The organism is Devosia neptuniae, from assembly GCF_025452235.1.
In the GTDB taxonomy this organism is placed as follows: Bacteria; Pseudomonadota; Alphaproteobacteria; order Rhizobiales; family Devosiaceae; genus Devosia.
The window spans coordinates 1,750,209-1,774,898 of the sequence record NZ_CP104965.1 but is presented as its reverse complement, the minus strand read 5'-3'; the positions used below and the strand labels follow the sequence as shown (position 1 = coordinate 1,774,898).

The 24,690-nt window shown below is 62.9% G+C and carries 23 protein-coding genes; 13 read left to right on the top strand and 10 right to left on the bottom strand.

Annotated elements, in window-relative coordinates; all coding sequences use genetic code 11:
- Position 1: 1 nt before the first annotated feature.
- From gltB to N8A98_RS11515, 4 genes are all read right to left on the bottom strand, one after another.
- Positions 2-4,744, bottom strand: coding sequence for a glutamate synthase large subunit (gene gltB / locus N8A98_RS11530; protein WP_262171467.1), 4,743 nt, complete (start codon positions 4,742-4,744; stop codon positions 2-4).
- A 418-nt stretch (positions 4,745-5,162) separates the two neighbouring features.
- Positions 5,163-5,711, bottom strand: coding sequence for a dihydrofolate reductase family protein (locus N8A98_RS11525; RefSeq protein WP_262171466.1), 549 nt, complete (start codon positions 5,709-5,711; stop codon positions 5,163-5,165).
- Between the two features lie 76 nt (positions 5,712-5,787).
- On the bottom strand, positions 5,788-6,264 hold the full coding sequence (gene dps, locus N8A98_RS11520; protein ID WP_262171464.1) for a DNA starvation/stationary phase protection protein Dps: 477 nt from the start codon (positions 6,262-6,264) through the stop codon (positions 5,788-5,790).
- 77 nt (positions 6,265-6,341) lie between these two features.
- On the bottom strand, positions 6,342-7,292 hold the full coding sequence (locus tag N8A98_RS11515; RefSeq protein ID WP_262171463.1) for a carbohydrate kinase family protein: 951 nt from the start codon (positions 7,290-7,292) through the stop codon (positions 6,342-6,344).
- A gap of 203 nt (positions 7,293-7,495) precedes the next feature.
- Here N8A98_RS11515 and N8A98_RS11510 point away from each other — a divergent pair, with 203 nt between their 5' ends.
- From N8A98_RS11510 to N8A98_RS11485, 6 genes are all read left to right on the top strand, one after another.
- Positions 7,496-7,888, top strand: coding sequence for a COG4315 family predicted lipoprotein (locus tag N8A98_RS11510; protein WP_262171461.1), 393 nt, complete (start codon positions 7,496-7,498; stop codon positions 7,886-7,888).
- A gap of 18 nt (positions 7,889-7,906) precedes the next feature.
- Complete coding sequence (locus N8A98_RS11505; protein ID WP_262171459.1) at positions 7,907-8,413, top strand: sigma-70 family RNA polymerase sigma factor; 507 nt, start codon at positions 7,907-7,909, stop codon at positions 8,411-8,413.
- Positions 8,410-9,207: an anti-sigma factor family protein gene (locus tag N8A98_RS11500; protein WP_262171458.1), complete on the top strand. Its 798-nt coding sequence runs from the start codon at positions 8,410-8,412 to the stop codon at positions 9,205-9,207. The genes N8A98_RS11505 and N8A98_RS11500 overlap by 4 nt, the downstream gene beginning before the upstream one ends.
- A 1,023-nt stretch (positions 9,208-10,230) precedes the next feature.
- Positions 10,231-11,418, top strand: a complete 1,188-nt coding sequence (locus N8A98_RS11495) for an alpha-hydroxy acid oxidase (RefSeq protein ID WP_113123622.1) — start codon at positions 10,231-10,233, stop codon at positions 11,416-11,418.
- Positions 11,419-11,475: 57 nt separating this feature from the next.
- The gene (locus N8A98_RS11490; RefSeq protein WP_262171456.1) at positions 11,476-12,381 is read left to right on the top strand and encodes an SMP-30/gluconolactonase/LRE family protein; all 906 of its coding nucleotides are present in this window, start codon (positions 11,476-11,478) and stop codon (positions 12,379-12,381) included.
- On the top strand, positions 12,378-13,010 hold the full coding sequence (locus N8A98_RS11485; RefSeq protein ID WP_262171454.1) for a class I SAM-dependent methyltransferase: 633 nt from the start codon (positions 12,378-12,380) through the stop codon (positions 13,008-13,010). The genes N8A98_RS11490 and N8A98_RS11485 overlap by 4 nt, the downstream gene beginning before the upstream one ends.
- Positions 13,011-13,026: 16 nt before the next feature.
- Here the strand turns inward: N8A98_RS11485 and N8A98_RS11480 are convergent, their stop codons facing one another.
- The gene (locus N8A98_RS11480) at positions 13,027-14,577 is read right to left on the bottom strand and encodes a D-arabinonate dehydratase (RefSeq protein ID WP_262171453.1); all 1,551 of its coding nucleotides are present in this window, start codon (positions 14,575-14,577) and stop codon (positions 13,027-13,029) included.
- Between the two features lie 123 nt (positions 14,578-14,700).
- Here N8A98_RS11480 and N8A98_RS11475 point away from each other — a divergent pair, with 123 nt between their 5' ends.
- From N8A98_RS11475 to N8A98_RS11465, 3 genes are read left to right on the top strand one after another with little or no spacing between them, the layout of a single operon-like run.
- Positions 14,701-15,444 carry a GntR family transcriptional regulator gene (locus tag N8A98_RS11475; RefSeq protein WP_262171451.1) on the top strand — a complete coding sequence of 248 codons (744 nt, stop codon included), beginning with the start codon at positions 14,701-14,703 and terminating at the stop codon, positions 15,442-15,444.
- 30 nt (positions 15,445-15,474) lie between these two features.
- The gene (locus N8A98_RS11470) at positions 15,475-15,909 is read left to right on the top strand and encodes an RbsD/FucU family protein (RefSeq protein ID WP_262171450.1); all 435 of its coding nucleotides are present in this window, start codon (positions 15,475-15,477) and stop codon (positions 15,907-15,909) included.
- Between the two features lie 36 nt (positions 15,910-15,945).
- The gene (locus N8A98_RS11465) at positions 15,946-16,797 is read left to right on the top strand and encodes a fumarylacetoacetate hydrolase family protein (protein ID WP_262171448.1); all 852 of its coding nucleotides are present in this window, start codon (positions 15,946-15,948) and stop codon (positions 16,795-16,797) included.
- Between the two features lie 342 nt (positions 16,798-17,139).
- On the opposite strand, the gene N8A98_RS11460 is transcribed toward N8A98_RS11465, so the two are convergent.
- Positions 17,140-17,538, bottom strand: a complete 399-nt coding sequence (locus N8A98_RS11460) for a RidA family protein (RefSeq protein ID WP_262171446.1) — start codon at positions 17,536-17,538, stop codon at positions 17,140-17,142.
- Between the two features lie 107 nt (positions 17,539-17,645).
- Here N8A98_RS11460 and N8A98_RS11455 point away from each other — a divergent pair, with 107 nt between their 5' ends.
- Together N8A98_RS11455 and N8A98_RS11450 are read left to right on the top strand one after the other, a co-directional pair.
- Positions 17,646-18,347, top strand: coding sequence for a DedA family protein (locus N8A98_RS11455; protein WP_262171445.1), 702 nt, complete (start codon positions 17,646-17,648; stop codon positions 18,345-18,347).
- A gap of 45 nt (positions 18,348-18,392) precedes the next feature.
- On the top strand, positions 18,393-18,692 hold the full coding sequence (locus N8A98_RS11450) for a GNAT family N-acetyltransferase (protein WP_315974546.1): 300 nt from the start codon (positions 18,393-18,395) through the stop codon (positions 18,690-18,692).
- On the opposite strand, the gene N8A98_RS11445 is transcribed toward N8A98_RS11450, so the two are convergent.
- Entirely contained in the window at positions 18,689-19,735 is a 1,047-nt protein-coding gene (locus tag N8A98_RS11445; RefSeq protein ID WP_262171443.1) for a DUF3298 domain-containing protein, read from the bottom strand. The genes N8A98_RS11450 and N8A98_RS11445 overlap by 4 nt on opposite strands.
- Before the next feature lie 151 nt (positions 19,736-19,886).
- On the opposite strand from N8A98_RS11445, the gene N8A98_RS11440 reads away from it, so the two are divergent.
- Complete coding sequence (locus N8A98_RS11440; RefSeq protein WP_262171442.1) at positions 19,887-20,333, top strand: hypothetical protein; 447 nt, start codon at positions 19,887-19,889, stop codon at positions 20,331-20,333.
- 5 nt (positions 20,334-20,338) lie between these two features.
- Here N8A98_RS11440 and N8A98_RS11435 read toward each other — a convergent pair whose 3' ends face one another.
- Positions 20,339-20,938 (bottom strand): alpha/beta hydrolase, encoded by a 600-nt coding sequence (locus N8A98_RS11435; protein WP_262171440.1) that lies wholly within the window; start codon positions 20,936-20,938, stop codon positions 20,339-20,341.
- A 140-nt stretch (positions 20,939-21,078) separates the two neighbouring features.
- On the opposite strand from N8A98_RS11435, the gene N8A98_RS11430 reads away from it, so the two are divergent.
- Positions 21,079-22,473, top strand: a complete 1,395-nt coding sequence (locus N8A98_RS11430) for an L-serine ammonia-lyase (protein ID WP_262171957.1) — start codon at positions 21,079-21,081, stop codon at positions 22,471-22,473.
- Between the two features lie 6 nt (positions 22,474-22,479).
- Here N8A98_RS11430 and N8A98_RS11425 read toward each other — a convergent pair whose 3' ends face one another.
- Complete coding sequence (locus N8A98_RS11425; RefSeq protein ID WP_262171439.1) at positions 22,480-23,907, bottom strand: mannose-1-phosphate guanylyltransferase/mannose-6-phosphate isomerase; 1,428 nt, start codon at positions 23,905-23,907, stop codon at positions 22,480-22,482.
- Between the two features lie 42 nt (positions 23,908-23,949).
- A complete protein-coding gene (locus N8A98_RS11420; protein ID WP_262171437.1) occupies positions 23,950-24,621 on the bottom strand; it encodes a GntR family transcriptional regulator in 672 nt (223 codons plus the stop codon).
- Positions 24,622-24,690 lie beyond the last annotated feature (69 nt).

Genomic DNA, 24,690 nt, shown 5'->3' with positions numbered 1-24,690 from the left:
CTCATTCCGCCGCCGCCATGCCCATGGTGCCGCTGGCGCGCTTTTTTTCCATTTCGCGGATGGCGCGGCGATATTCGACCGGCATCACTTTCACGAATTTCGGGCGCATGTCGACCCAGTTGTCGAGGATGAACTTGGCGCGGGTCGAGCCGGTATAGTGCAGGTGGTTGGAGATGAGCTGGTGCAGGCGCTCGTCGTCGTGCCGGGTCATGTCGCCGGAAATGTCGACACGGCCGTGCCATTCGAGATCCCCACCGTGATGGTGGAGCTTCTGCATGAGGTTTTCTTCCTCGGGCACGGGCTCGAGATCGACCATGGCCAGGTTACACCGGTCACGGAAGGTCTCGTCCTCGTCGAGCACATAGGCGACGCCACCCGACATGCCGGCGGCGAAGTTGCGGCCGGTCTGGCCGATGACGACGACGACGCCGCCGGTCATATATTCGCAGCCATGATCGCCAGTGCCTTCGACGACCGCCACCGCGCCCGAGTTACGGACGGCGAAGCGTTCGCCGGCCACGCCACGGAAGTAGCACTCGCCCGCAATGGCGCCGTAGAGCACGGTATTGCCGACAATGATCGACTTTTCCGGCACGAAAGTGGCCTTGTCGGAGGGGCGCACGACGATGCGGCCGCCGGATAGGCCCTTGCCGACATAGTCATTGGCGTCGCCCACCATATCGATGGAAATGCCGCGAGCCAGGAAGGCGCCGAAGGCCTGGCCGGCGGTGCCGGTCAGCTTGATCGAAATGGTGTCGTCCGGCAGGCCTTCATGACCATACTTGCGGGCCAGGGCACCCGACAGCATGGCGCCGGCCGAGCGGTCGCGGCTGCGGATGGGCAACTCGATCTGCACCGGGGTACCATTGTCCAGAGCCGGCTGGGCCAGCTCGATCAGCTTGCGATCGAGCACGGCTTCCAGATGGTGGTTCTGGAACTCGGAATGATAGAGCGTGTCCCCGCCAATCGGCTCGGGCTTATAGAACAGCTTGGTGAAATCGACACCTTCGCTCTTCCAATGATCCTTGAGGCGCTTCTGATCGAGCAGGTCGGAACGGCCGATCAGGTCCTTGAGGTTGCGCGCGCCCAATTCGGCCATGAGGCCACGCAGTTCTTCGGCGATGAAGAAGAAGTAGTTGATGACATGCTCGGGCGTACCCTTGAAGCGCTTGCGCAGCACCGGGTCCTGGGTAGCGACGCCAACCGGGCAGGTGTTGAGGTGGCACTTGCGCATCATGATGCAGCCGGCGGCGATCAGCGGCGCGGTCGAGAAGCCGAATTCGTCGGCACCAAGCAGGGCGCCGATGAGGACGTCACGGCCGGTCTTGAGGCCGCCATCGACCTGGAGGACGACGCGCGAGCGCAGACGGTTGAGCACCAGGGTCTGGTGGGTTTCGGCCAGACCGATTTCCCACGGTCCGCCGGCATGCTTGAGCGAGGTCAAGGGCGAAGCGCCGGTGCCGCCATCATAGCCGGAGACGGTGATGTGGTCGGCGCGGGCCTTGGCGACGCCGGCCGCGACAGTGCCGACGCCGACTTCGGAGACCAGCTTGACCGAGATATCGGCCTGCTCATTGACGTTCTTGAGATCGTAAATGAGCTGGGCGAGATCTTCGATGGAATAGATATCGTGATGCGGCGGCGGGCTGATCAGGCCCACGCCGGGCGTCGAATGGCGCGTCTTGGCGACGATCCAATCGACCTTGTGGCCGGGCAATTGGCCGCCTTCGCCGGGCTTGGCACCCTGCGCAACCTTGATCTGCAATGCATCGGCATTGACCAGATATTCGGCGGTGACGCCGAAGCGGCCCGAAGCGATCTGCTTGATGGCAGAGCGGAGCGGGTTCTGGCTGCCATCGGGCAGCGGCTTATAGCGATCGGGCTCCTCGCCACCTTCGCCGGTATTGGACTTGCCGCCGATGCGGTTCATCGCCTGGGCGAGCGTAGTATGGGCTTCGCGCGAAATCGAGCCGAAGGACATGGCGCCGGTGACAAAGCGCTTGACGATATCGACCGCCGGTTCGACTTCCTCAAGCGGCACGGGAGCGCCGAGCGGCTTGATGTCGAACAGGTTGCGAATGGCCAGATAGCCGTTTTCGCCGGTGTTCACCCGTTCGGCAAAGCTGTTGTAGCGATCCTGCGCGGTTTCGGGGCTTTCATCCTTGGTGCGGACGGCGTGCTGCAGGTCCGCGACGACGTCGGGGCTCCAGGCATGCTTTTCGCCGCGGATGCGGTACATATATTCCCCGCCCACATCGAGCGCCTTGCGCAGCACCACATCGTCGCCAAAGGCGTCGCGATGCCGGCGCACGGTTTCCTCGGCCACTTCGGCAAGGCCCACCCCTTCAATGGTGGTGGCGGTACCAAAGAAGAAGCGCTTGACGAAATCGGTCTTGAGACCAACCGCGTCGAAAATCTGCGCGCCGCAATAGGACTGGTAGGTGGAAATGCCCATCTTGGACATGACCTTGAGCAGGCCCTTACCGACCGACTTGATGTAGCGATAGACCACTTCGGAGGCGTCGACCTCGGCCGGGAACTCGCCTTCGGCCTGCAAAGCGGCAAGCGCTTCAAAGGCGAGGTACGGGTTGATGGCTTCGGCGCCATAGCCGGCCAGCATGGCGAAATGGTGCATTTCGCGGGCTTCGCCGGTTTCGACAACCAGGCCCGACGAGGTGCGCAACCCCTTGCGGATCAGGTGGTGATGCACGGCGGCTGTGGCCAGCAGTGCGGGAATGGCGATGCGGTCGGACGCGACGAGGCGATCGGAGAGCACAATGATATTGTACTCGCCGGCAATGGCGGCCTCGGCCTTTTCGCAGATGGCCGAGATAGCCGCTTCCATGCCCACCGCGCCCATATCGGCGGGATAGGTGATGTCGATCGTCTTGGTCTTGAACTGGTTGTCTTCCATATCGCCAATGGCGCGGATCTTTTCGAGATCCTCATTGGTCAAAATGGGCTGACGAACTTCCAGCCGCTTCTGATGCGACACGCCTTCCAGATCAAAGATGTTCGGGCGCGGGCCGATGAAGCTGACCAGGCTCATCACCGATTCCTCGCGGATCGGATCGATGGGCGGATTGGTGACCTGGGCGAAGTTCTGCTTGAAATAGGTATAGAGCAGCTTCGACTTGTCGCTCAGCGCCGAGATGGGCGTATCGGTGCCCATCGAGCCGACGGCTTCCTGGCCGGTAGTGGCCATGGGGGCCATCAGCAGCTTGATGTCTTCCTGGGTGTAACCAAAGGCCTGCATACGATCGAGCAGCGACTCCGAGGTAACCGGAGCCTTGGGCTCGGTCTCGGGCAGGTCTTCGAGCACGATCTGGCTGCGGGCGAGCCATTCGGCATAGGGGTTCTTGGTGGCAAGGGTGCGCTTGATCTCCTCGTCGGAGATGATGCGGCCTTCCTCCAGATCAAGCAGCAGCATGCGGCCCGGCTGCAGGCGCCAGCGTTCGACAATGTCCTCGTCCGGGATGTCGAGCACGCCGGATTCCGACGCGAGCACGACGTGGCCTTCGCGGGTCACGAGATAGCGGGCGGGGCGCAACCCGTTCCGGTCCAGCGTGGCCACGACATAGCGGCCGTCCGATAGCGACATGGCGGCAGGGCCGTCCCACGGCTCCATCAGGGCAGCGTGATATTCGTAGAAAGCGCGCCGCGTGTCGTCCATCAAGGGATTGCCGGCCCAGGCTTCGGGGATCAGCATCATCGCCGCGTGGGGCAGCGAATAGCCGCCGCGCACGAGGAATTCGAGCGCGTTGTCAAAGCACGCCGTGTCGGACTGGCCTTCATAGGAGATCGGCCAGATCTTGGTGATGTCGTCGCCGAATAGGGGCGAAGACACCGAAGCCTGGCGGGCAGCCATCCAGTTCACATTGCCCCGAATGGTGTTGATTTCACCATTATGGGTGGTCATGCGATAGGGATGGGCCAGCTTCCAACTGGGGAAAGTATTGGTCGAAAAACGCTGATGCACCAGGGCGATGGCGGATTCAAAGCGCTCGTCGGACAGGTCCGGGAAAAAGGCCTTGAGCTGGAAGGCGAGGAACATGCCCTTATAGACCAGCGTACGCGCCGACATGGACACGACATAAAAGCCATTGTCGCCATCGCTTTCGGGAATGGCGGCATAGACGGTGTTGGAAATCACCTTGCGCACGATCAAGAGCTTGCGCTCGAATTCATCCAGCGTCAGGCCGGCCGGCCGGGCGATCACCATCTGCTCGATAATCGGCTGGGTGGCGATGACGCCTTCGCTGAGCGCGGAATTGTCGGTGGGGACGACGCGTTCGCCCAATAGGGTCAGGCCTTCGCGGGCCAGCACACCGCGCACGGCTTCGGCGCACTTGTCGCGCAGGGCGACGATGTTGGGATAGAACAGCATGGCCACGGCATAGTGGTGCTTTTCCGGCAGCGGGAAATCCAGCACCTGGCTGAAGAAGCCGTGCGGAGTCTGCACCAGAATGCCGGCGCCGTCGCCCATCAGCGGATCGGCACCCACGGCGCCGCGATGTTCCAGGTTCTCGAGGATTTCGAGACCCTTTTCCACCACTTCATGGCTGGGCTTGTTCTTGATATTGGCGATCATGCCGATGCCGCAGGCATCATGCTCATTGGCCGGATCGTAGAGACCCTGGGCCTCGGGACGACCAGTGACGGGGCGAGCATGCTCAATCAAGGTTTTGCGATTGGTGGCTTTGGTGGTGACCGGAGTAAGCTGTCCGTTCCGCGCGTGTGCCATATCGTTGTTCCTCGCTTGTTGATCGCGCCCGTTACCGGGCTCTGTCGCTATGTCGTGTGCATCCTGATGGTGCCCGTTGGGGCTTATGGATGCGGTCTCGTCCTCTGGTGGGCGCAGTGTTCAGGCGGGTCGTACTACTACAGTACGGCTCGCATTGCCAAATACGTCCATGCGTGGGGAGCGGCGCTGCATCCAAATGGCCGCTCAATTCGGGTTTTATCTCAACCCCGCCTATCCGTTTCCGCTCACATGAAGCGGTCCAGCCGGACCAGCGTGCGTGCTGGCCGCGGAGAGCGGGGCGACGCGTCAGATAGGACAGTCGTGCTGCCCTAACAAGGTCACATTTGCATAATTCCAAACTGGCTGCAAGCGGATTTACAAAAGTCCTATAGGAGATTTCCAATCCAGCTATAGGAAATCATAGGAGTTCGCTGTCCGACAGGCGCCGCCAGCGGGTCAGCGTGACATTGGCCTCGGGGTCGAGCGCTTCGAAACTGACGGGGAAAAGCCCGCAATCCGCCAGCACGAGGCGAGGATGGCCGGTGCTGAAACAGGGCTGGCCATCGCGGATCAGCACCACATTGGATTCGGCCAGATCGAAGGCGGTGAAGCGCTCGCGGAACAGGTCGAACACTCCGGTAATGGCGATCGTCCCTTCGGCAACGCCCAGGGCGGTCAGCGCCGAATCGAAGGACAGGCCGGCCGGGTTCCAGAAATGGGCATGCTTGTCGGCCGGATCGAGCGCCAGATCGCCAACGGTGGAGGTGACCACCAGCCGCTTGCGCCCCGGATTGGGATTGCGCTCATGGCCCGGGCGGCCGAGGACGACCAGGCTCGCGCGATCAAGATGGGTCTGGAAGCGCTGCCAATCGAGGTCATTGCGCAGTTCGGCCGGCATGGCGCCATCGGCCGTGGCGATCTTGCCATCGGCAGAGACAATGGCGTGGCCGACGATATCGTGAGGCAAGATTTCAGTCTCCTGGGCGTGCGCCCAGGAAAGGTAGGGTGCAAGAGCGGTGGCGTAAAGGTGGCGGTGCCCGCCCCTATTCCAGATGCGACTTGATGAACCAGAGATTTTTATCGAGGTCGCGGGAGAAGGCGGTGAGGATATCGGCCGCGTCGGCATCCCCGGCTTCGTCGGTGGCATCGATATCCTCGCGCACCTGATTGGCGAGGGCGGCATAGCGGTCGGCCAGCGCCGCCAGATGGTCGGCGGTCTTGCGGATATCGGTGGGATAGGGCTCGAGCTTGCTGGCCTTGGCGACGACCTGGCTGGTGCCCAGGGCAATGCCATCGAGCTGGGCGATGCGTTCGGCAATGATGTCGACATGGGTGTCGATGCTGGCGCGCATCGGATCGAGCATTTCATGCACGGCGATGAAATTGGGGCCCTTGAGGTTCCAATGCGCCTGCTTGGTGATCAGCGCCAGATCGATGGCGTCGGCCAGCCTGCCATTGAGGATATCGATGATGGCGGATTTGGCATTGCTGGAGGCGAGCTTGATGGCGGGCGTTTTCATGCTGAGGTGTCCTTGAGGAGAAGCTGCTGCTTCAACTAGGGCGCGTGGCCGCAGGTTCCGTCCGGCGCGGAAGTCTTCTATGCCGCCAGCACCGCATCGACCTGCGCCCGGGTCGGGGGCTTGCAGCCCTGCTCGGCGCAATTGAGCCCGGCCACCACCGCGCCGAAACGCAGCGTGGTCGCCAAAGCCGCACTGTCGAGTTGCTTGAGCTTGCCGGGCCTCAGATCCCCCGCCTCATGCAGCCAGGTCAAAATCCCCGCCATCAAACTATCGCCCGCGCCAACCGTGTCGCCGAAGACCGGCGGGGAATAGATATCGGCGCGGGCTTCGCCGGCAGCGGTAAAGGCGCGCGAGCCCTTTTCGCCCAGCGTCACCACCACCAGTTCGCAATTGGGTCGCGCCAGCAGATCGGCGGCATGCTGCTCGATGCTCTTTTTTGCATCGAGCTCCGCCAGGTCTTCCTCGGACACCTTGACCAGATGCGCCAGATCGAGGAACTGGCTCAGGCGTTGTTTATAACCCTCGAAATCCTCGACCAAAGATGGCCGCACATTGGGGTCGATGGTGATCGTCGCGCCCCGGGCAATGGCCGCCTTGATGACCTGCAGCCAGATCGCCGCATCCTCGGGCAGGATCGGGCAGAAACCGCCGGTCTGGTAGACCTCGATCTGCTCGGGCAGCGCCGCGATCAGCCCGGCCTCGGTAAAGGCATGGTCGGCATTGCGGTAAAATTCATACTGCGCCTTGCGCTGCGCATCGAGCGTCACCACGGCCAATGTGGTCGGCGCGAACACCCGCTCCTTGAGCAGCGGCGTCACCCCGGCGGCGTCAAGCGGCTCGAGCAGATAGGAGCCGAACCCGTCCTTGGAAATGGGGCACAAAAAACCCGTATCATTGCCCAGCTTGGAGAGCGCGATGGCGCAATTATAGGGCGAGCCGCCCTGATGGGCCTGCATGACGATGGACCCATCCGCCCCGCGCGGCTCGGACACCAGATCGATCAGGCTTTCGCCGCTCACCACGAACATAGATTTGACCTCCAGGCACCGGGCGCCCCGCTGGCGCGGAGCCAGCCAATATCATTTTTGCAGCTGCTGTCACCAGTGCGGCCCCGCCGTATTCGTCCAGCCGATAGAAATATTTTGGGTGCCGCGGATTAAACCGGCCCGAGCGGTGTTGTTGGGATCGAGGGCCTTCAAGGAAAGGCCCCGCAACTCGGAGGGAATACCAAATGAAACTTCGTTCTATCCTGGCTGGCGCTGCCGTGCTGGCGTTGTTCGCTGCCCCCGCCTTTGCCGAAGACTATGTCGGCGGCGCCGTCAAATCCGCCGAAATCGGTGGCAAGACCGTGCTGACCGGCCCCAATGACATGACGCTCTATATCTTCGACAAGGACGCTCCCGGCGTCACCAATTGCTACGAGCAATGCGCCGTCAACTGGCCCCCGCTCATGGCTGATGCCTCGGCCAAGCCAGAAGGCGAATTCACCATTGTCGACCGCACCGATGGCTCCAAGATGTGGGCCTATAAGGGCTGGCCGCTGTATTATTGGAAGAGCGATGCCAAGCCGGGCGATATCACTGGTGACGGCGTCGGCGGCGTCTGGCATCTTGCCGTCGAATAAGGTTCTGGATTCCCGGCCTTGCAAGATTTTCTCGACCAGATCGAAGCCTGCGTGCCGGCCCTCAGGCGTTATGCCCGGGCGCTGACGCGCAATATCGATCTGGCCGATGATCTGGTGCAGGATTGCCTGGAACGCGCCATTTCCCGGCGCGGGCTATTTCGCCCCAGTGGCGAGGTCCGCGCCTGGCTGTTCACCATCCTGGTCAATCTCTATCGCAACAGCCTCCGCGCCACCCGCCGGCACGGCACCTTCCTGGCCATGGACGCCATTGCCGAGCCGGGCACGCCTGCGCCCCAGCCCGGCCATATCGCGCTGGCCGAAATGGCCCGCGCCATCGAAACCCTGCCGCTCGAACAGAAGGAAGCCATTCTCTTGGTTGCATTGGAGGGCCTCCCCTATGCCGAGGCCGCCGACATCTTGAAGATTCCGCTCGGCACGCTGATGTCCCGGCTGGGTCGCGCCCGTGCGGCGCTGCGGCTGGCCACCGGCAATCCGGCCGAGCCGCATCTGAGGACGGTCAAATGAGCGAGTTCACCAGCGATAGATTGATGGCCTTTGCCGATGGGCAATTGCCGGAGGCCGAGCGCGCTGCGGTGGAAGCCCATCTGGCCGCCAATCCCGATCTCGCCGCCGAAATCGCCGCCTGGCAGCGCCAGTCTGATGCCTTGCGCACCCTGTTTGGTCCGGCCGGCGCCGAACCCGTGCCCGCCCGCCTGCGCCCGCGCCGCATTGCGGCCGAGCTGGGTCGCCGCCGCAGCAATACCTTTGGTTGGGCCGCCGCCGCATTGGTGCTGGTCGGCCTGGGCCTGGGCGCCGGCTGGTTTGCCCGCCCGCTGTTCGACGCCGAACCATCGAGCCAATATCTGATTGCCGACGCGGTCAACGCGCATACGGTATTCGTCGCCGAAAACCGGCATGCCGTGGAAGTCCCCGGCAGCGATAGCGAGCACCTGTCCAATTGGCTTTCCAACCGCCTCGACACCAATCTGGGCATGCCCGACCTGAGCGCCGAAGGCTTTACCCTGGTGGGCGGGCGCCTGCTGCCGGGCGAACCCAGCCGCGGCGGCCGCGCCGCCCAGCTGATGTATGAAAACGCCGCCAAGCAGCGCATCACCGTCTATGTCACCGCCGCCCTGCCCGACCGCGCCCCCGCCTATCAATTCGCCAGCCAGGACGGCGCCGAAGCCTTCTATTGGGCCAATGCCCGCATCACCTGCACAGTAGTGGGCACCCTGCCCGAGGCAGAGATGAAAACCGTGTCGCGGGCGGTATATCAGCAACTGACCGAGGGCGATGTGGCACGGGCGAATTGGGGTTAGGGGATACCCCCTCCTAGCCTCCCCCTGATAGGGGGAGGGACAGCCTAGGGGTTAGAACTCGATCCAGCCCCAAGAGTGGAGAGATCCCGCCCCCTATCAGGGGGAGGCTAGGAGGGGGTAATGAGAGCCCCGATCCATCCGCCCTTTCTCCTCCCCCGCTCAAACCCATCCCCACCCACGGCGTCATTCCGGCGCAGGCCGGAATCCATGTCCGTGGCGCCCCGTAACCATCCAGCTTGAGGGTGACCTTCAGCATGGATTCCGGCCTCCGCCGGAATGACACCGTGATTGATTGCGCGATCCCAGAACCATCCCCAATCTCCCCTCCCCACCGCTCTCCCTCGGGCCTGACCCGAGGGCCACTTGCCGCTTGTGCCGGATTTGAGAAAGACCCTCGGGTCAGGCCCGAGGGAGATGCAGTGATATTGGGAGCATTGGTGGCATGCCCCAGCTCACCTCCACAATGTCATTCCCGCGCAGGCGGGAACCTCTGTTTTCTCGGGTCGGCACGGGATCTCGTTGCCTCTTCCCAACGCTACTCCACCGTCATTGCCCGGCTCGTCCGGGCAATCCATGCTGCCGCTGGCGCTGAGACATGGATCACCCGGACAAGCCGGGTGATGACTATAATTGGAGGGAACAGCGGCCCCCACACAAACTTATCCCCCACCCCCCAAACCTCCCGCATACTCCCTCCATCTTCCGGGATACGGGCGGCGCTGCAGCGACGAGCGTCCGGGAGCCAGCTGGGGGAGGGGAGGTCGCGCTCCGCTCCGGGTCGAGCGGACGAGGCAATCGGGCGGGCGCTACGGCAAACGCTGGGGCCTGCGATCGCGCCGTCCGAAAAAGTCCCGGCACCCCGAGACGGTTTCCGTCTCATTTTTTATCCCTTACGAGGCGAAAGCCGTCTCGGGTCCGTCCGTCTCTTCGATAACCGCGCCAGGCGGCGCTTCCGCATGGCCAATTGACGACTAACATGTTAGTTGCTAGGCCAGCGCCAGACCATTCCCCGGAGCCCGCGCCATGCCGTCCCTCGACAAGATTCTCACCATCGAAGAAATGATGGCCGCGGCAAAGCGCAAGGTGCCCAAGCAATTCTTCGACTATGCCGATAGCGGCGCCTGGACCGAGAGCACCTATCGCGCCAATCAGGAAGATTTTCAGAAGATCAAGCTGCGCCAGCGCGTCGCGGTCAATATGGATGGGCGCAGCCTTGCCACCACCATGACCGGCGAGCAGGCAACCATGCCCGTCGCCATTGCGCCTACTGGCCTGACCGGCATGCAAAGCGCCGATGGCGAGATCAAGGCGGCCCGCGCCGCCGAGAAATTCGGGGTGCCGTTTACCCTCTCCACCATGGCGATCTGCTCCATCGAGGACGTGGCCGAGAACACCAGCAAGCCGTTCTGGTTCCAGCTTTATGTGATGCGCGACCGCGCCTTTATCGAGCGGCTGATCGATCGCGCCAAAGCTGCCAAATGCTCGGCCCTGGTGCTGACCATGGACCTGCAGATCCTGGGCCAGCGCCACAAGGACCTGCGCAATGGCATGTCCGCCCCGCCCAAATTCACCCCGCGCTTCGTGTTTGAAATGGCCCGCAAGCCGGGCTGGGCATTGGGCATGCTGGGGACCAAGCGGCACAGCTTCCGCAATATTGTCGGCCATGTCGAAAATGCCGGCGATCTCTCCAAGCTGTCGGTGTGGACCGCCAATCAGTTCGATCCGGCGCTGAGCTGGAAGGACGTCGCCTGGGTCAAGGAACGCTTTGGCGGCCCGGTTATCGTCAAGGGCATCCTCGACGCCGATGACGCCAAGGCCGCCGTCGCCCATGGCGCCGATGCCATCATCGTCTCCAACCACGGCGGCCGCCAGCTCGATGGCGCCCCCTCCTCCATCCGCGTGCTGCCCGAAATCGTCGATGCGGTGGGCAATCTTACCGACATCTATCTCGATGGCGGCATCCGCTCCGGCCAGGACGTGCTCAAAGCCATGGCACTGGGCGCCAAGGGCACCTTTATCGGCCGCGCCTTCCTCTGGGGCCTGGGCGCTGGCGGGGAAGCCGGCGTCACCCGCACGCTGCAGATCATCCAGCGCGAGCTCGATATCACCATGGCGCTGTGCGGCGAGCGCGACATCCGCAATGTCGGCCTGCACAATATCTATTCCATCGACCTGCCGCCGCGGAATTCGCCGCTTGGCGCCAACGGCTAGCCTTGCCAGCGCCCCGGCCTTCCTCTCAAATGCTGCCTAAAAATATGGAGGAATACGATGGCCGGGGTTCTTGAGCGCATCGACAACAAATTCAATGACCTGACCATCGGCAGCGCCGCCTTGGAAGTGCTCTACGACCAATGCCGCTGGGCCGAAGGGCCGGTGTGGTTCGGCGATGCCAACATGCTGGTGTGGAGCGACATTCCCAACAACCGCATGCTGCGCTGGGTCCCCGATGGCGGCGTAAGTGCGTTTCGCACGCCCTCCAATTACGTCAATGGCAATACGCGGGACCGGCAGGGGCGGCTGATTTCCTGCTCGCATGGCGCCCGCGCCGTGCTGCGCACCGAGATCGATGGGACGATCACCACATTGGTCGATCGCTACCAAGGCAAGCGGCTAAATTCCCCCAATGACGTCGTGGTCAAATCCGACGGCACGATCTGGTTCACCGACCCACCCTACGGCATTCTCTCCGACTATGAGGGGCATAAATCGGACCAGGAACAGGCCGGCTGCTACGTCTATCGCTTCGATCCAGCCACGGGCTCTTTGACCGTCGTCGCCGACGATTTCGCCAAGCCCAACGGCCTGGCCTTCTCGCCCGACGAAAGCCTGCTCTATGTCTCCGATACCGGCCGCAGCCATAATCCGGACTGGCCGGCCCAGATCCGCAAATTCGCCGTCAGTGGAGATCGGCTGACCAATCCGGGCGTCTTTGCCGATATCGACAGCGGCCTGCCCGATGGCTTCCGCCTCGATACCGAAGGCAATATCTGGACCAGCGCCGGCCCCGGCGTAAACGTCTACAATCCCGCCGGCGCGCTGCTCGGCCGCATCCATACCGGCCAATCCACCTCCAACGTCACCTTTGGCGGCCCGGCCCGCAACCGGCTCTTCATCACCTCGAGCCAGTATCTGATGGCGATCTACGTCACCGCCACCGGCCTGCAATATCCTTGATCGATCGCAATGCTGCCATCGCCCGATATCTGCGGCTAGAACCGGTCCCGACCCTGCCCGATATCCGGCTCTACACCGCCCATCCCGGCAGCCGGCTATCGCAGTTCGCCGGCGATGAGAACGATCCGCCGGCGCCCTATTGGGCCTATCAATGGGCGGGTGGGCTGGCACTGGCGCAGCATTTTCGCGCGCATCCGGACGTGGTGGCTGGCAGGCGCGTACTCGATCTGGGCGCGGGTTCGGGGCTGGTGGGTATCGTCGCGGCGAAATTGGGGGCGCGGGCCAGCGCCGCCGAAATCGACCCCAACGGCCGCGCCGCCATCGCCCTCAATGCCGCAGCCAACGACGTCGCCCTGCCCCTGATCGACATCGATATCAGCAGCGCACCGCCCCAAAATATCGACCTGATCGCCGCCGGCGACGTCTTCTACAATGCCGAGATCGCCGGACTTATGCTGCCCTTCCTCGTCCGCTGCGCCGAGGCAGGCATAGCAGTACTGATCGGCGACCCCGACCGCCGCGACCTGCCCCACCAAAGCCTCACCCGCCTCGCCTCTTACCCAGTTGGCGACGTCGGGGATCAACGCAGCAGCACGGATCGGACGGGGTCAGTCTATGCAATCAAATAGACAGTTTGCTGGCGGCTCACATCGTCGCCCCGACCTGCCAGGGCACGAATTCGTTGTCGCCATAACCCAGGGCTTCGGACTTGGTGGCTTCGCCCGAAGCGACGCGCAGCATGAGATCAAAAATCTCCTGCCCCTTGGCCTCGATGGACACCCCCTCGACGATATCGCCGCAATTGATATCCATGTCGTCGGTCATGCGGCCATACATGTCCGAATTGGTGGCGAGCTTGATCGAGGGCACCGGCTTGCAGCCATAGGCCGATCCGCGGCCGGTGGTGAAGGCCAGGATATTGGCGCCGCCGGCCACCTGGCCCGTTGCCGACACCGGATCGAAACCGGGCGTGTCCATGAACACAAAGCCCTTCTCAGTCACCTTCTCGGCATATTCGTAAACCGCGGTCAGCGGCGTCGTTCCGCCCTTGGCCGCCGCGCCGAGCGACTTTTCGAGAATGGTAGTCAGCCCGCCCAGCTTGTTGCCGGGGGAGGGATTGTTGTTCATCTCGCCATGGTTGCGGGCGGTGTAATCCTCCCACCAATGGATGCGGCTGATCAGCTTTTCGCCCACTTCCCGGCTCACCGCACGCCGCGTCAGCAAATGCTCGGCGCCGTAGATTTCCGGGGTTTCGCTCAGGATTGCCGTGCCGCCATTGCGCACCAGAATATCGGCCGCGTAACCCAGCGCCGGATTGGCGGTAATGCCCGAATAGCCGTCCGAACCACCGCATTGCAGCGCCAGCGTCAATTCGGATGCATCGATTGTTTCCCGCCGAGCGCGAGCGGCCACCGGCAGCATTTCCTTCATGCGCTCAATGCCCCATTCGATGATCTTCTTGGTGCCGCCCGATTCCTGGATGGTCATGGTCTGGAACGTGTCGCTTTCGACAATCCCGTACATCTCCTTCATCCGGCCGATCTGGAACACTTCGCAGCCCAGCCCGACCAGCATGGCAGCGCCCAGATTGGGATTGGACGTATAGCCCCATTGCGTGCGCTTCAAAATATCGAAGCCCTCGCCCCGGCTCTCCATGCCGCAGCCCGTGCCATGCACGAAAGGCACGACACCATCGATCTCGGGATAATCGTCCAATATCCCCGAGCGGTTGATGCCCTCGGCGATGAATTTGGCGACGGTGGCCGAGCAATTGACCGAGGTGAGAATGCCCACATAATTGCGGGTGCCCACACTGCCATTGGCGCGGCGATAGCCTTCGAACGTGGCGCGCTGTCCCACCGGGATCATTTCGGGCGGGATGGCGCCTTCGGCAAAGGCATAATCATGCTTGAGACTGCCATCGGCGCCGCCCATGCCGCAATTATGCTCATGCACCCAATCGCCCGGCGGAATGGCTTCCTTGGCAAAGCCGATAATCTGCCCGAACTTGACGATAGCCTCGCCGGCCCGGATCCCCTGGGTGGCAAATTTGTGCCCCTTGGGCACGCGGCGCTTTATGGTGACGCCCTGCGGGGTGTCGCTGCCCACCTCCAGATTGGCAAGCGCCACGGCGATATTGTCGGCCGGGTTCAACACCAGCGTACGGCTTTGGGGACGGGTCAGGGTTTCGGACATGAAGGGGCTTTCGGGGTCGGATCTCAACTGCGCTTTACCTGCATCCGGTTTGCCTCCAGATTGCGCGCAATCCTGAGCTATTGGACGATTGTAAAACATCACTTCTCTAACTAACATGTTAGCATGATATCGGCAGAAAGTCCCTACCATTTTCTTGCACGCCCAACGGCGCTGACGCGTGGCAGCGTCACGCTGGACGTGACCAATGTGCTGCGCCAGGCGATCGTCACGCTGGCGCTGGCGCCGGGGCAAAGCATCGATAAATCAGCTATTTGCGAGCAATTGGGTGTCTCCCGCTTTCCGGTCAGCGAAGCGCTGGCGCGCTTGGCCGCCGAAGGGCTGGTCGATATCGCCCCGCAACGCGGCTCCACCGTCTCGTTGGTCAAAATTGCCGATGTCCGAGAATATATGCTGATCCGCAAGGCGCTGGAGAGCGAGGCCTTGCGGGTGCTGATCGGCAATATCGACCACGATGTCATCACCGCGCTGCATGCCAATATGGCGGCGCAACGCGACGCCGCAGCGCGCGACGATGCCGAAGCCTTCCATCAGATCGATATCGATTTCCACGACATCATCTTCCGCTCGATGCGGTTTTCCAAGATCAAGGGCATTATCGATTCGGCGCGGGCCAATCTGGATCGCGCCCGGCGGCTGATCATCACGCCGCGCCGGCTGGCGCTGACCATTGCCGAGCACCAGGCCATTTTCGCCGGCATCCTGGCCGAGAACCAGGAGCAGGCCATCGCCGCCATCCGCGCCCATATCGACGCGGTCATGGTCGAACTCTTCGCCTTTGCGCGCGACAATCCCGAGCCCTTTGCCGATGGCAAGACGCTCGAGGAGGAGACGTTTCCATTCGGCTGATCACCCAGCCGGTGTCCAGGGAGGACATTTATGCTCAAGAATATTCCGCCGCTGCTCGGCCCCGATCTGCTGGGCATCTTGCGGGCCATGGGGCATGGCGATGAAATCGCCATTGTCGACGCCAATTACCCGGCGGACTCGGCGGGTCCCGTTCTCGTACGCCTCGACGGCATTGCGGCCACCGACGTGCTCGACGCCATCCTGACGGTCATGCCGCTCGACGACTTTGTCGATCAGGCCGCGATCTGCATGCAGGTGGTGGGCAATGAAGCCAAGCGCGAGCCGGTAATGGACGCCTTCGAGGCCATTATCAAGCAGCATGAGCCGGCCATGGGCCTCTCCTCGCTGGAACGCTTTGCCTTCTACGACCGGGTCAAGACCGGCTACGCCATCGTGCAGACCGGGGAAAGCCGGCTCTACGGCAATATCATTCTCAAAAAGGGCATTATCCGCCCCAAGGGCTGAGCTGCTGCATTCGACTATTTCTGGAGAACCTGACCTATGAAACTGCTTCGTGTTGGCGCCAAGGGTGCCGAAAAGCCGGCAATCCTGGCCGAAGACGGCTCGATCCGCGATCTCTCGGGCATTGTCGGCGATATCGGCGGGGAGACGCTGACGCCCGAGGGCCTGGCCAAGATCCGCGCCACCGATATCGGTGTGCTGCCCAAGCTCGATGCCGGCCAGCGCATCGGCCCCTGCGTCGCCAATGTGGGCAAGTTCATCTGCATCGGGCTGAACTATGCCGACCATGCAGCCGAAACCGGCGCGCCCATTCCGGCCGAGCCCATCATCTTCATGAAGGCCACCAGCGCCATTATCGGACCCAATGACGATGTGATCATTCCCAAGAATGCCATCAAGCCCGATTGGGAAGTCGAGCTGGGCGTGATCATCGGCAAGGAAGCCCGCTATGTCGAGGAGGCTGACGCGCTTGACCACGTCGCCGGCTATTGCGTGGTCAATGACGTGTCCGAACGCCATTTCCAGACCGAACGTGGCGGCACCTGGGACAAGGGCAAGGGCAGCGATACGTTCGGGCCGATCGGCCCCTGGCTCGTCACCAAGGACGAAGTGGCCGATCCCCAGAAGCTGGGCATGTGGCTCGATGTCGACGGCCACCGCTACCAGAACGGCTCCACCAAAACGATGATCTTCGGCGTCGCCAATGTGGTCGCCTATGTCAGCCAGTTCATGAGCCTGCAGCCCGGCGACATCATCTCCACCGGTACCCCGCCCGGCGTCGGCATGGGCATCAAGCCAAACCCGGTCTGGCTCCAGCCCGGCAACGTCATGCGTCTGGGCATCGAAGGCCTGGGTGAGCAGCAGCAGAATGTGAAGGCTTACAGCGCTTAGTACTGCCACGACCACAATGTCATCCCGGCGCAGGCCGGGACCCATCTTGAGATATGGCCTCTGCCGCAAGGTGTCAGTTCGGCCATTGGTAACGCCCAGTCATCTCAGGATGGGCCCCGGCCTGCGCCGGGGTGACACCGAGGGTGGGAGAGACTGCTCGCTCTTCCCTTCTCCCCTTGAGGAAGAAGGTGCCGCGCAGCGACACCGAATTCGCGAAGGCGAATTTCGGTTGGGATGAGGGGGCGCTTTCTAAGCTTCTGGTATAGGATGGCGCAAACCCCTCACCCTGTCATTTCTGCTGAACGCAGAATGCCGTCCCTCTCCCTCAAGGGGAGAGGGGAACTAGGCCGGCCGCTTGGCCACCAGATCGATTTCCACCAGCGCGCCGACTGCCAGCGCCGTCACCCCCACTGTGGTGCGCGCCGGCAATTTCCCTGGCTCAAAAAAGCTCGGCCACAGCGCATTGAGCGCCGCATAATCGCGCTCGAACTGGGTCAGATAAATCCGCGCCATGGTCACATGCTCGAGGCCCACCCCGATGCCGCCCAGCACGACGCGCAAGTTCTCCACCACCCGGCGCGTCTGCGCCTCGATCCCCTCCACCAATGGTGCGTCGGGCGCAGCCGGGTCGGTGGGCATCTGGCCGGTCACGAACACCCAGCCATCGACCTCGACCGCATGGGAAAATGGGGCCACCGGGCGTGGCCCGGATGCCACCATGTGGTAAATCGGCTCACTCATTGCATAACTCCAGTGTGATCATGCTTGAGCCTGGGTGCGGCACCAGCCATAAGTCAATCTCCGGCGGGCAGTTCGCACCGCTATCAGCGCTGCGGAGCAGTCGGTTCATGTTCGAGTTCTTCCACACGATCTCGCTCTATCTCGAGACTTTCCTCGATGCCATTTCCGGCAATTTCTGGCTGACCTTCTGGTTCATTTTCGGCGTTGCCATCGGCGAGGCCGTGTTCATCCTGGGGCTGTTCGTACCCTCGACGCCCGTTCTGCTGATGGCGGGCGGCATTATTGCCGAAGGACGGCTGCCATTCTGGGAAGTGTATTTTGCCGCGGTGATCGGCGCCATTATCGGCGACGCCATCTCCTACACGATCGGCCATTTCCTCAAGGACAAGATCAAGACCATGTGGCCCTTCCGCAACCATGTCGACCTGATCACCCGGGGCGAAGTGTTCTTTGCCAAGCATGGCGGCAAGGCGGTGTTCATCGGCCGCTTCATCCCCGGCGTCAAAGCGGTGATCCCCGGCGTCGCCGGCATTATGGGCATGCGCTACGGCCATTTTACCGTGATCAACGTGACCTCGGCCTTTGTCTGGGCTGCTGCCCATATCCTGCCCGGCATGCTGCTGACGGCATGGCTCAAATCCATCGGCCTGTCGCTCGAGCTGGTCATCGTGGTGGGCGCGCTGGTGCTGACCGTGCTGTTCCTGGGCCTGCACTATCACCGCCGCATCCTGCTGTTCTTTGCCCCCTGGATGGGGGGCTTTGGCCGCTCGATCCGCGCCCGTTGGGGCAATTCCGACGCGGTCCATTGAGCTTGGCTGTGGCAACACCCACATTCGATGGCAACAGGAGTGCAAATGATGAGTGAAGCCGAACTGATCGTGCAGCGCGAAGACGGCCCAACGCGGGGCCGCTACGTCATCCATCTGGCGCCGGGCTATGATGCCGAAATGACCTTCCGCAAGGAAGCCGATGGCACCATCATCATCGACCATACCGGCGTGCCGCCCGAATATGAGGGCCGTGGCATTGCCGCCAAGCTGGTCAATCGGGCCATTGCCGATGCGCGCGAGCAGGGCTTCAAGATCACCCCGCTCTGCTCCTATGTCGTGGCCCAGTTCCGCCGCCACCCCGAATGGGCGGACCTGCGGGCCTAGCTGCCGTAGCGCACCGCATCCTGGTTGTCGGCCTTGAATTCTTCGAGCTGGTCCCAAGGGATAGTGACGGTCGGCGCACCATAGGCATAAGGCGCGATTTCATACTGGTTGAACTGGATCACCAACCCGTAATCGTCCTCGAAGCTCCAGCGCGCTGGATCGATGATGATCGCCTCCAGGTCCGCATCGTCCGGCATTTGCAGCCAATCACTATGCTCGGCCTCCAGCCCGGTCTTGGCCAGCGCCAGCAGCGCCTTTTCCCAGCCCTCGCCGGCAAATATATCGCTGGCTGCCAGCGCCCGGTGTTCGGGCACGAAATAATGCAGATAGCGGGTAGCGCCATTGCCATGCGCGGCGCCATGGCCGAACCAATAGGTGCTGGTCTCAAGCGTAATGCGCGAATTGAGCACCTGCTTGATCACCGCGCTATCGACGGAATCGCTGCTGGCTTCGCTATCGTCTTGAGGATTGACCGGAACCAATGCCGTCCAGTTCTGCTTGATGAAGCCGTTGAAGCTTTCGGCCATGGCATCGTCATGGTCGAGCAGCGGATAGCTCAGCTCGTGGCTCGCCACCTTCCAATAGGAATCGGGATCGTCCGCCTCATTGGGGTCGGGCATGGCGCGGTATTGCGAGGCGACATAAAAACGATGCCCGCCAATCATCCGGCTGGCTTCCAGCACCGTGCTGCGCGCCTTGAATTTTTCCAACAGGCACGCCGCGCTGTCATCGTCGTAAGCGCCTTCGGTCAAGGGCGTCGCAGTGTCGGTGCATACCCGCTGGGCGTAATCGAGCCACACCCGCTGGCCCGCCCGCATTGCCTCGGTGCCATCCTTGGTCAGCCCGCCAATGGCGGTGGCGAAGGTCTTGGCCAATACCTCATCGGCCGCCGACAGTTCAGGCCGGTCGCAGATGGCATGTTCGAACGGAGTGGAGGCCTTGGTGCAATCAAAACTCGCAGCGGCTGCCGGCAGGACAACGCCCGGCGCAGCCAGCCCCCCCAGCATCGCCAATGCGCTCAATAGTTTGATCGTTTTGCTCATCTCGTCCTCCGCAAGCGCATCGCCCGGCCGTTTGTGGCAGCTTTTGCGTCTGAGATCACCCCCTTCGGGCAGCAATATGACCGCAAATCTCCGGCAGTGAACCCGATGGCCGCCGCTCGCGTTGTGGCGGCATGATGCAGAGGAGGAGAGGATGAACCCGCTCGAAACCAAGGTGCGCCGCCTGTTCGACCATTATGGCCGGCGCAGCGACGACGCCCTGCAGGACCCGCCCATCGAGGATAGTGGCGGCCATGCCGCCGCCTTTGCCGAATATTTCGTCGGCTCGAGCCCGCAAGGCGTGTTCGGCGGACCCAACGACAATGAATTCCGCAAGAAAATCCCGGAAGGCTTCGCCCATTACCGCAAGGTCGGCGGCAAGCACATGACCATCAAGGGCCTGACGGTCACGCCCTTGGATGAGTTGCACGCCATTGCCGATGTCGATTGGGATTTCGCCTATACCAACAAGGCAGGCAAAAGCGGCCATGTGACCTTCACCAATTACTACTTCGTCACGATAGCGTCAGGCGAACCCAAGATTTTCGCCTATGTGACGCCGGATGAGCAGGGCGCAATGGCGGAGCATGGGCTGGTTTGACGCCCCTACCCCGCCAGAAATCCCTGCGCCGCCCGCAATTCCTCCTGGCGCAATTCGTGGCCGCCGGCATGCCAGACCAGTTCGGTCCTGGCGCCATGGGCAGTGAAATAATCGCCCAGCGCCTCGGTCATCGCCACTGAGGCCATGGGATCGCGCTGCCCTGCCGTGATCAGCACCTGTCGGCCGCCGAAATCCACCGCCGGCGGGGTGAAGGGGATCAGCGGATGCATCAGGATGGTCGCGTCGAACAGCTCCGGCGCGGCAAATTGCACCGCGGCGAGAATATTGGCACCGTTGGAATAGCCCAGCCCGACCACGCGCGAAGGCTTGCCTTCGTTGCGCCGCGCGGTGACGAAATCGGCCATTTGCCGGGTCCGCAGCGCCAGGTCGGCCATGTCGTAGACGCCCTCGCCGGTGCGCTTGAAATAGCGCAGCGCGCCATGCTCGCTGACATCGCCGCGCGGCGCGATGAGGCGGGCGCCTGGGAGCAATTGCCCGCCCAGCTCGAAAAACTGGTTCTCGTCCCCACCCGTGCCATGCAGCAGCACAAACAGCGGCGAAGCGGCGTCGGCGCCCTTGCCTTCGCGATAGTGATACTCGGCCATGGCTTGTCTCCTTATGTCTTCGCCCTCCGATATCGGGGAAGGCAAGCCGCGGCACAATCGCCCTTCAACGTCACGCACTGTTGCCCAATGGGAAACGATAGTCGCGTTGCGCGTCGCCGCGTTCCATGCACTATACGGCCATGTTCCTATCGATTTTCGACGTCTTCAAGATTGGCATCGGGCCATCGAGTTCCCACACCATGGGGCCGATGAGTGCGGCAAGGCGCTTTCTCGATGAGCTCAAGCACAATGACCGCCCCCGCCCCGCCAATGCCCGCGCCGCCGCGCTGACGGCGAGCCTGCATGGCTCGCTGGCCTATACCGGCATCGGCCATGGCAGCGGCCGTGCGGTCATTCTGGGCCTGTGTGGCGAAGACCCCAAGACGGTCGATCCCGATACGATGGATGCCATTATCGCCGGGGTCGAACGCTCCGGCATGGTGCATCCGCCCGGCCATGCGCCCTATCGCTTCCGCCCCGCCGTCGATCTGGTCTTCGACAAGCGCAACGCCCTGCCCGGCCACCCCAATGGGCTGCAATTTGCCGCCTATGACACGGATGGGCAATTGCTGCTGCGCCGCGCCTATTTTTCCATCGGCGGCGGCTTTGTGGTCAGCGCCGAGGAACTCGAAGCGCTCAAGGACGCCTCCCCGGCCCAGGCCGACGTGCCCTATCCCTTTGCCCATGCCAAGGACATGCTGGCCATGGCCGCGGCCTCGGGTCTCTCCATCGCCGCCATGAAACGCGCCAATGAGGAAGCCACGACCAAACGCGTGGCGCTGGACCGCGGCATCGACGAAATCTGGGGCGTGATGAGTTCCTGCATCGACCGGGGTCTGGCCCAGGACGGCATCATGCCGGGCGGGCTCAACGTCAAGCGCCGCGCCCGCTCCATTTTCCTGCAGCTCGATGCGCAATGGCAGCGCAATGAACTGACCCCGCTGATGGCCAATGACTGGCTCAGCCTCTACGCTATGGCGGTCAATGAGGAGAATGCCGGCGGCGGCCGTGTCGTCACCGCGCCGACCAATGGCGCGGCCGGGGTGATCCCCGCCGTGATGCGCTATTTTCTCAAATTCAATGCCGCCGCCAGCCCGCAGGACGTGCGCGATTATCTGCTGACCGCCGCCGCCATTGGCGGCATCATCAAGCACAATGCTTCGATTTCCGGCGCCGAAGTGGGCTGCCAGGGCGAAGTCGGCTCCGCCTCGGCCATGGCCGCCGCCGGACTCTGCGCCATTATGGGCGGCACCCCGGCCCAGGTCGAAAACGCCGCCGAAATCGCGCTCGAACACCATCTGGGCATGACCTGCGACCCCGTCGCGGGGCTGGTGCAAATCCCCTGCATCGAACGCAACGCCTTCGGCGCCGTCAAAGCCGTCACTGCCGCTTCTCTGGCTTTGAAGGGCGACGGCACCCATGCCGTGCCGCTCGACGCCTGCATCGAAACGATGCGGCAGACCGGGCTGGATATGTCGGAGCGCTATAAGGAAACGAGCCTGGCAGGGCTGGCTGTCAACGTTGTGGCCTGTTGAACGCCCCTAAGCCCGCCCGAACTCGTCCTCGATGCGGATGATATCGTCCTCGCCCAGATACGAGCCGGTCTGCACTTCGATCAGTTCCAGCTCGATCTTGCCCGGATTGGCCAGCCGATGCGTGCAGCCCAACGGCAGGTAGATCGACTGGTTTTCGCTGAGCATGGTGACCACGCCATCCAGCGTCACTTCAGCCGTGCCGCGCACCACGACCCAATGTTCGGAACGGTGATGATGCTTTTGCAGGCTGAGCTTCTTGCCCGGCTTGACGAAGAGGCGCTTGACCTGGAAGCGCTCGCCATTGAGCACCGAGGCATAGCCGCCCCAGGGCCGATAGGCGGTGCGGTGAATTTCGGTCAGCCCCACAGTCTCCTTGCCGGCGCGCAGCAACTTGACCAGCGGCCCCACTTTCTGCGCTTCGGAGAGCTTGCCGACATAGATGGCGTCTTCGCTGGCGATCACCGCGATATCGTCCAGCCCTTCGATGGCGACATGGGCGTGATCGGTAACGACCAGCGAATTTGAGGTATTGCTGAACGTCACCGCGCCGCTGCCGGCATTGCCCGCGGCGTCATGCTCCTGGGCTTTCCAGACCGCGTCCCAGCTGCCCAGGTCCGACCAGCCGAAGCTGACCGCGACCACGGCGGCCCGGCTGGTCTTTTCAAAGATCGCGTAATCGACTGAGATATTGGGCGCGGTGGCGAATGCCGCCTCATCGAGCCGCACGAAATCCAGATCAATCCGCGCTGCTTCAACAGCGCCACTGGCCGCGGCCAGCGTCTCGGGCGACAGCGCCGCGCACTCGGCAAGGAATGCCTCGGCGCCGATCATGAACATGCCCGAATTCCACAGATAGCCACCATCAGCCAGCATCTGTTCGGCCCGCACCAGATCGGGCTTTTCAACGAAGCGCTCGACCGCGCTGACGCCCTCACCCAGGCCGGCGCCGGCCTTGATATAGCCATAGCCGGTCTCGGGGGCGGCCGGCACGATGCCGAAAGTGACCAGGCGGCCCTCGGCCGCTGCAATCGCCGCCTGCTGCACCGCCTGCAGATAGCCGGCATCGACCGTCACATCATGGTCGGATGGCAGCACGAGCAGCACCGCATCGGGGCCAAATGTATTGCGCGCATAGACTGCAGCCGCTGCAATCGCCACCGCGGTATTGCGAGCGACCGGCTCGAGCAAAACCCCGGCCAGCGGCGCACCCATTTCGCTGGCCTGCTCGGCCACGATGAAGCGATAATCGGCATTGGTGATGATGATGGCGGGGGTATAGACCTGCCCGTCCGCCACCCGCGCCAGCGTCTGCTGGAACAGGCTCTGTGCCCCCGTCAGCGGCAAAAACTGCTTGGGCCGCGCCGCGCGCGACATCGGCCACAGCCGCGTGCCCTGGCCGCCGGCCAGGATGACGGGTACGATACGAGAACTCATACAAGGCTCCAACTCAGACGAGGCCGCAACTTAGCCAGTTCCTCACGCCGCCGCAAACCGGGCATGCGAGCGCTCGATATGGGCGCGCATCGCTTGCTCGGCGGCAGCGGGATCGCGCGCCTTGATGGCGGCCACCAGCGCCTCGTGCTCGTCCAGCACCGTACGGGTCACGCGGGGCTCGCGCACCAGCCGGAACAGGTGGACATGGGCATGCAGCCCTGCCAGCGCCTGCAATAGCAGCGCATTGTCGGCGCTGACGGCGATCTGGTCGTGAAACGCCATGTCGAGCTGGCCGAACTGGGCATAGGCATCCAGGCCTTCGGCATTGGCCAGCGCCGCCATATCGGCGCACAAAGCCTCGATCTGGGCGATCACCGCCTCGGGCATCACCTCGGCGCATTTGCGCGCCGCAAAGGGCTCGATCAGCAGCCGCATTTCATAAAGCTCGGCCAATTGGCGGGCGCTCAATTGCGGCGCCACGCTATAGCCCACCAGATGGGTCTTGACGACCAGCCCCTCGGCCTCGAGCCGCCCCAAAGCCTCGCGGATCGGGGTCTGCGACACGCCCAATTGCCGGGCTAGCGCATCGACGCCAATCCGCCCGCCCGGGCCGATCTCCCCGGACATGATGCGCGCGAAAATGGCCGAATAAACCTCGTCGCCCAGCCGGGCGGGACGCCGCAACAGGCCCGCAACTGCATTGGGAATGGCCATGCTAGTGACTCACCGACCGATATCCGCGCTCACGATAACTCTTCGAGGCGTTGTGGTAGAGCGGCGGGG

Bases quoted from the DNA above. Each gene is read 5' to 3' on its own strand.
- gltB (WP_262171467.1), bottom strand. From the start codon at position 4,744: ATGGCACACGCGCGGAACGGACAGCTTACTCCGGTCACCACCAAAGCC.
- N8A98_RS11510 (WP_262171461.1), top strand. From the start codon at position 7,496: ATGAAACTTCGTTCTATCCTGGCTGGCGCTGCCGTGCTGGCGTTGTTC.
- N8A98_RS11420 (WP_262171437.1), bottom strand. From the start codon at position 24,621: ATGGCCATTCCCAATGCAGTTGCGGGCCTGTTGCGGCGTCCCGCCCGG.
- N8A98_RS11480 (WP_262171453.1), bottom strand. From the start codon at position 14,577: ATGTCCGAAACCCTGACCCGTCCCCAAAGCCGTACGCTGGTGTTGAAC.
- N8A98_RS11465 (WP_262171448.1), top strand. From the start codon at position 15,946: ATGAAACTGCTTCGTGTTGGCGCCAAGGGTGCCGAAAAGCCGGCAATC.
- N8A98_RS11430 (WP_262171957.1), top strand. From the start codon at position 21,079: ATGTTCCTATCGATTTTCGACGTCTTCAAGATTGGCATCGGGCCATCG.
- N8A98_RS11475 (WP_262171451.1), top strand. From the start codon at position 14,701: ATGATATCGGCAGAAAGTCCCTACCATTTTCTTGCACGCCCAACGGCG.
- N8A98_RS11495 (WP_113123622.1), top strand. From the start codon at position 10,231: ATGCCGTCCCTCGACAAGATTCTCACCATCGAAGAAATGATGGCCGCG.
- dps (WP_262171464.1), bottom strand. From the start codon at position 6,264: ATGAAAACGCCCGCCATCAAGCTCGCCTCCAGCAATGCCAAATCCGCC.
- N8A98_RS11450 (WP_315974546.1), top strand. From the start codon at position 18,393: ATGATGAGTGAAGCCGAACTGATCGTGCAGCGCGAAGACGGCCCAACG.
- N8A98_RS11460 (WP_262171446.1), bottom strand. From the start codon at position 17,538: ATGAGTGAGCCGATTTACCACATGGTGGCATCCGGGCCACGCCCGGTG.
- N8A98_RS11490 (WP_262171456.1), top strand. From the start codon at position 11,476: ATGGCCGGGGTTCTTGAGCGCATCGACAACAAATTCAATGACCTGACC.
- N8A98_RS11500 (WP_262171458.1), top strand. From the start codon at position 8,410: ATGAGCGAGTTCACCAGCGATAGATTGATGGCCTTTGCCGATGGGCAA.
- N8A98_RS11425 (WP_262171439.1), bottom strand. From the start codon at position 23,907: ATGAGTTCTCGTATCGTACCCGTCATCCTGGCCGGCGGCCAGGGCACG.
- N8A98_RS11515 (WP_262171463.1), bottom strand. From the start codon at position 7,292: ATGTTCGTGGTGAGCGGCGAAAGCCTGATCGATCTGGTGTCCGAGCCG.
- N8A98_RS11455 (WP_262171445.1), top strand. From the start codon at position 17,646: ATGTTCGAGTTCTTCCACACGATCTCGCTCTATCTCGAGACTTTCCTC.
- N8A98_RS11445 (WP_262171443.1), bottom strand. From the start codon at position 19,735: ATGAGCAAAACGATCAAACTATTGAGCGCATTGGCGATGCTGGGGGGG.
- N8A98_RS11440 (WP_262171442.1), top strand. From the start codon at position 19,887: ATGAACCCGCTCGAAACCAAGGTGCGCCGCCTGTTCGACCATTATGGC.
- N8A98_RS11470 (WP_262171450.1), top strand. From the start codon at position 15,475: ATGCTCAAGAATATTCCGCCGCTGCTCGGCCCCGATCTGCTGGGCATC.
- N8A98_RS11435 (WP_262171440.1), bottom strand. From the start codon at position 20,938: ATGGCCGAGTATCACTATCGCGAAGGCAAGGGCGCCGACGCCGCTTCG.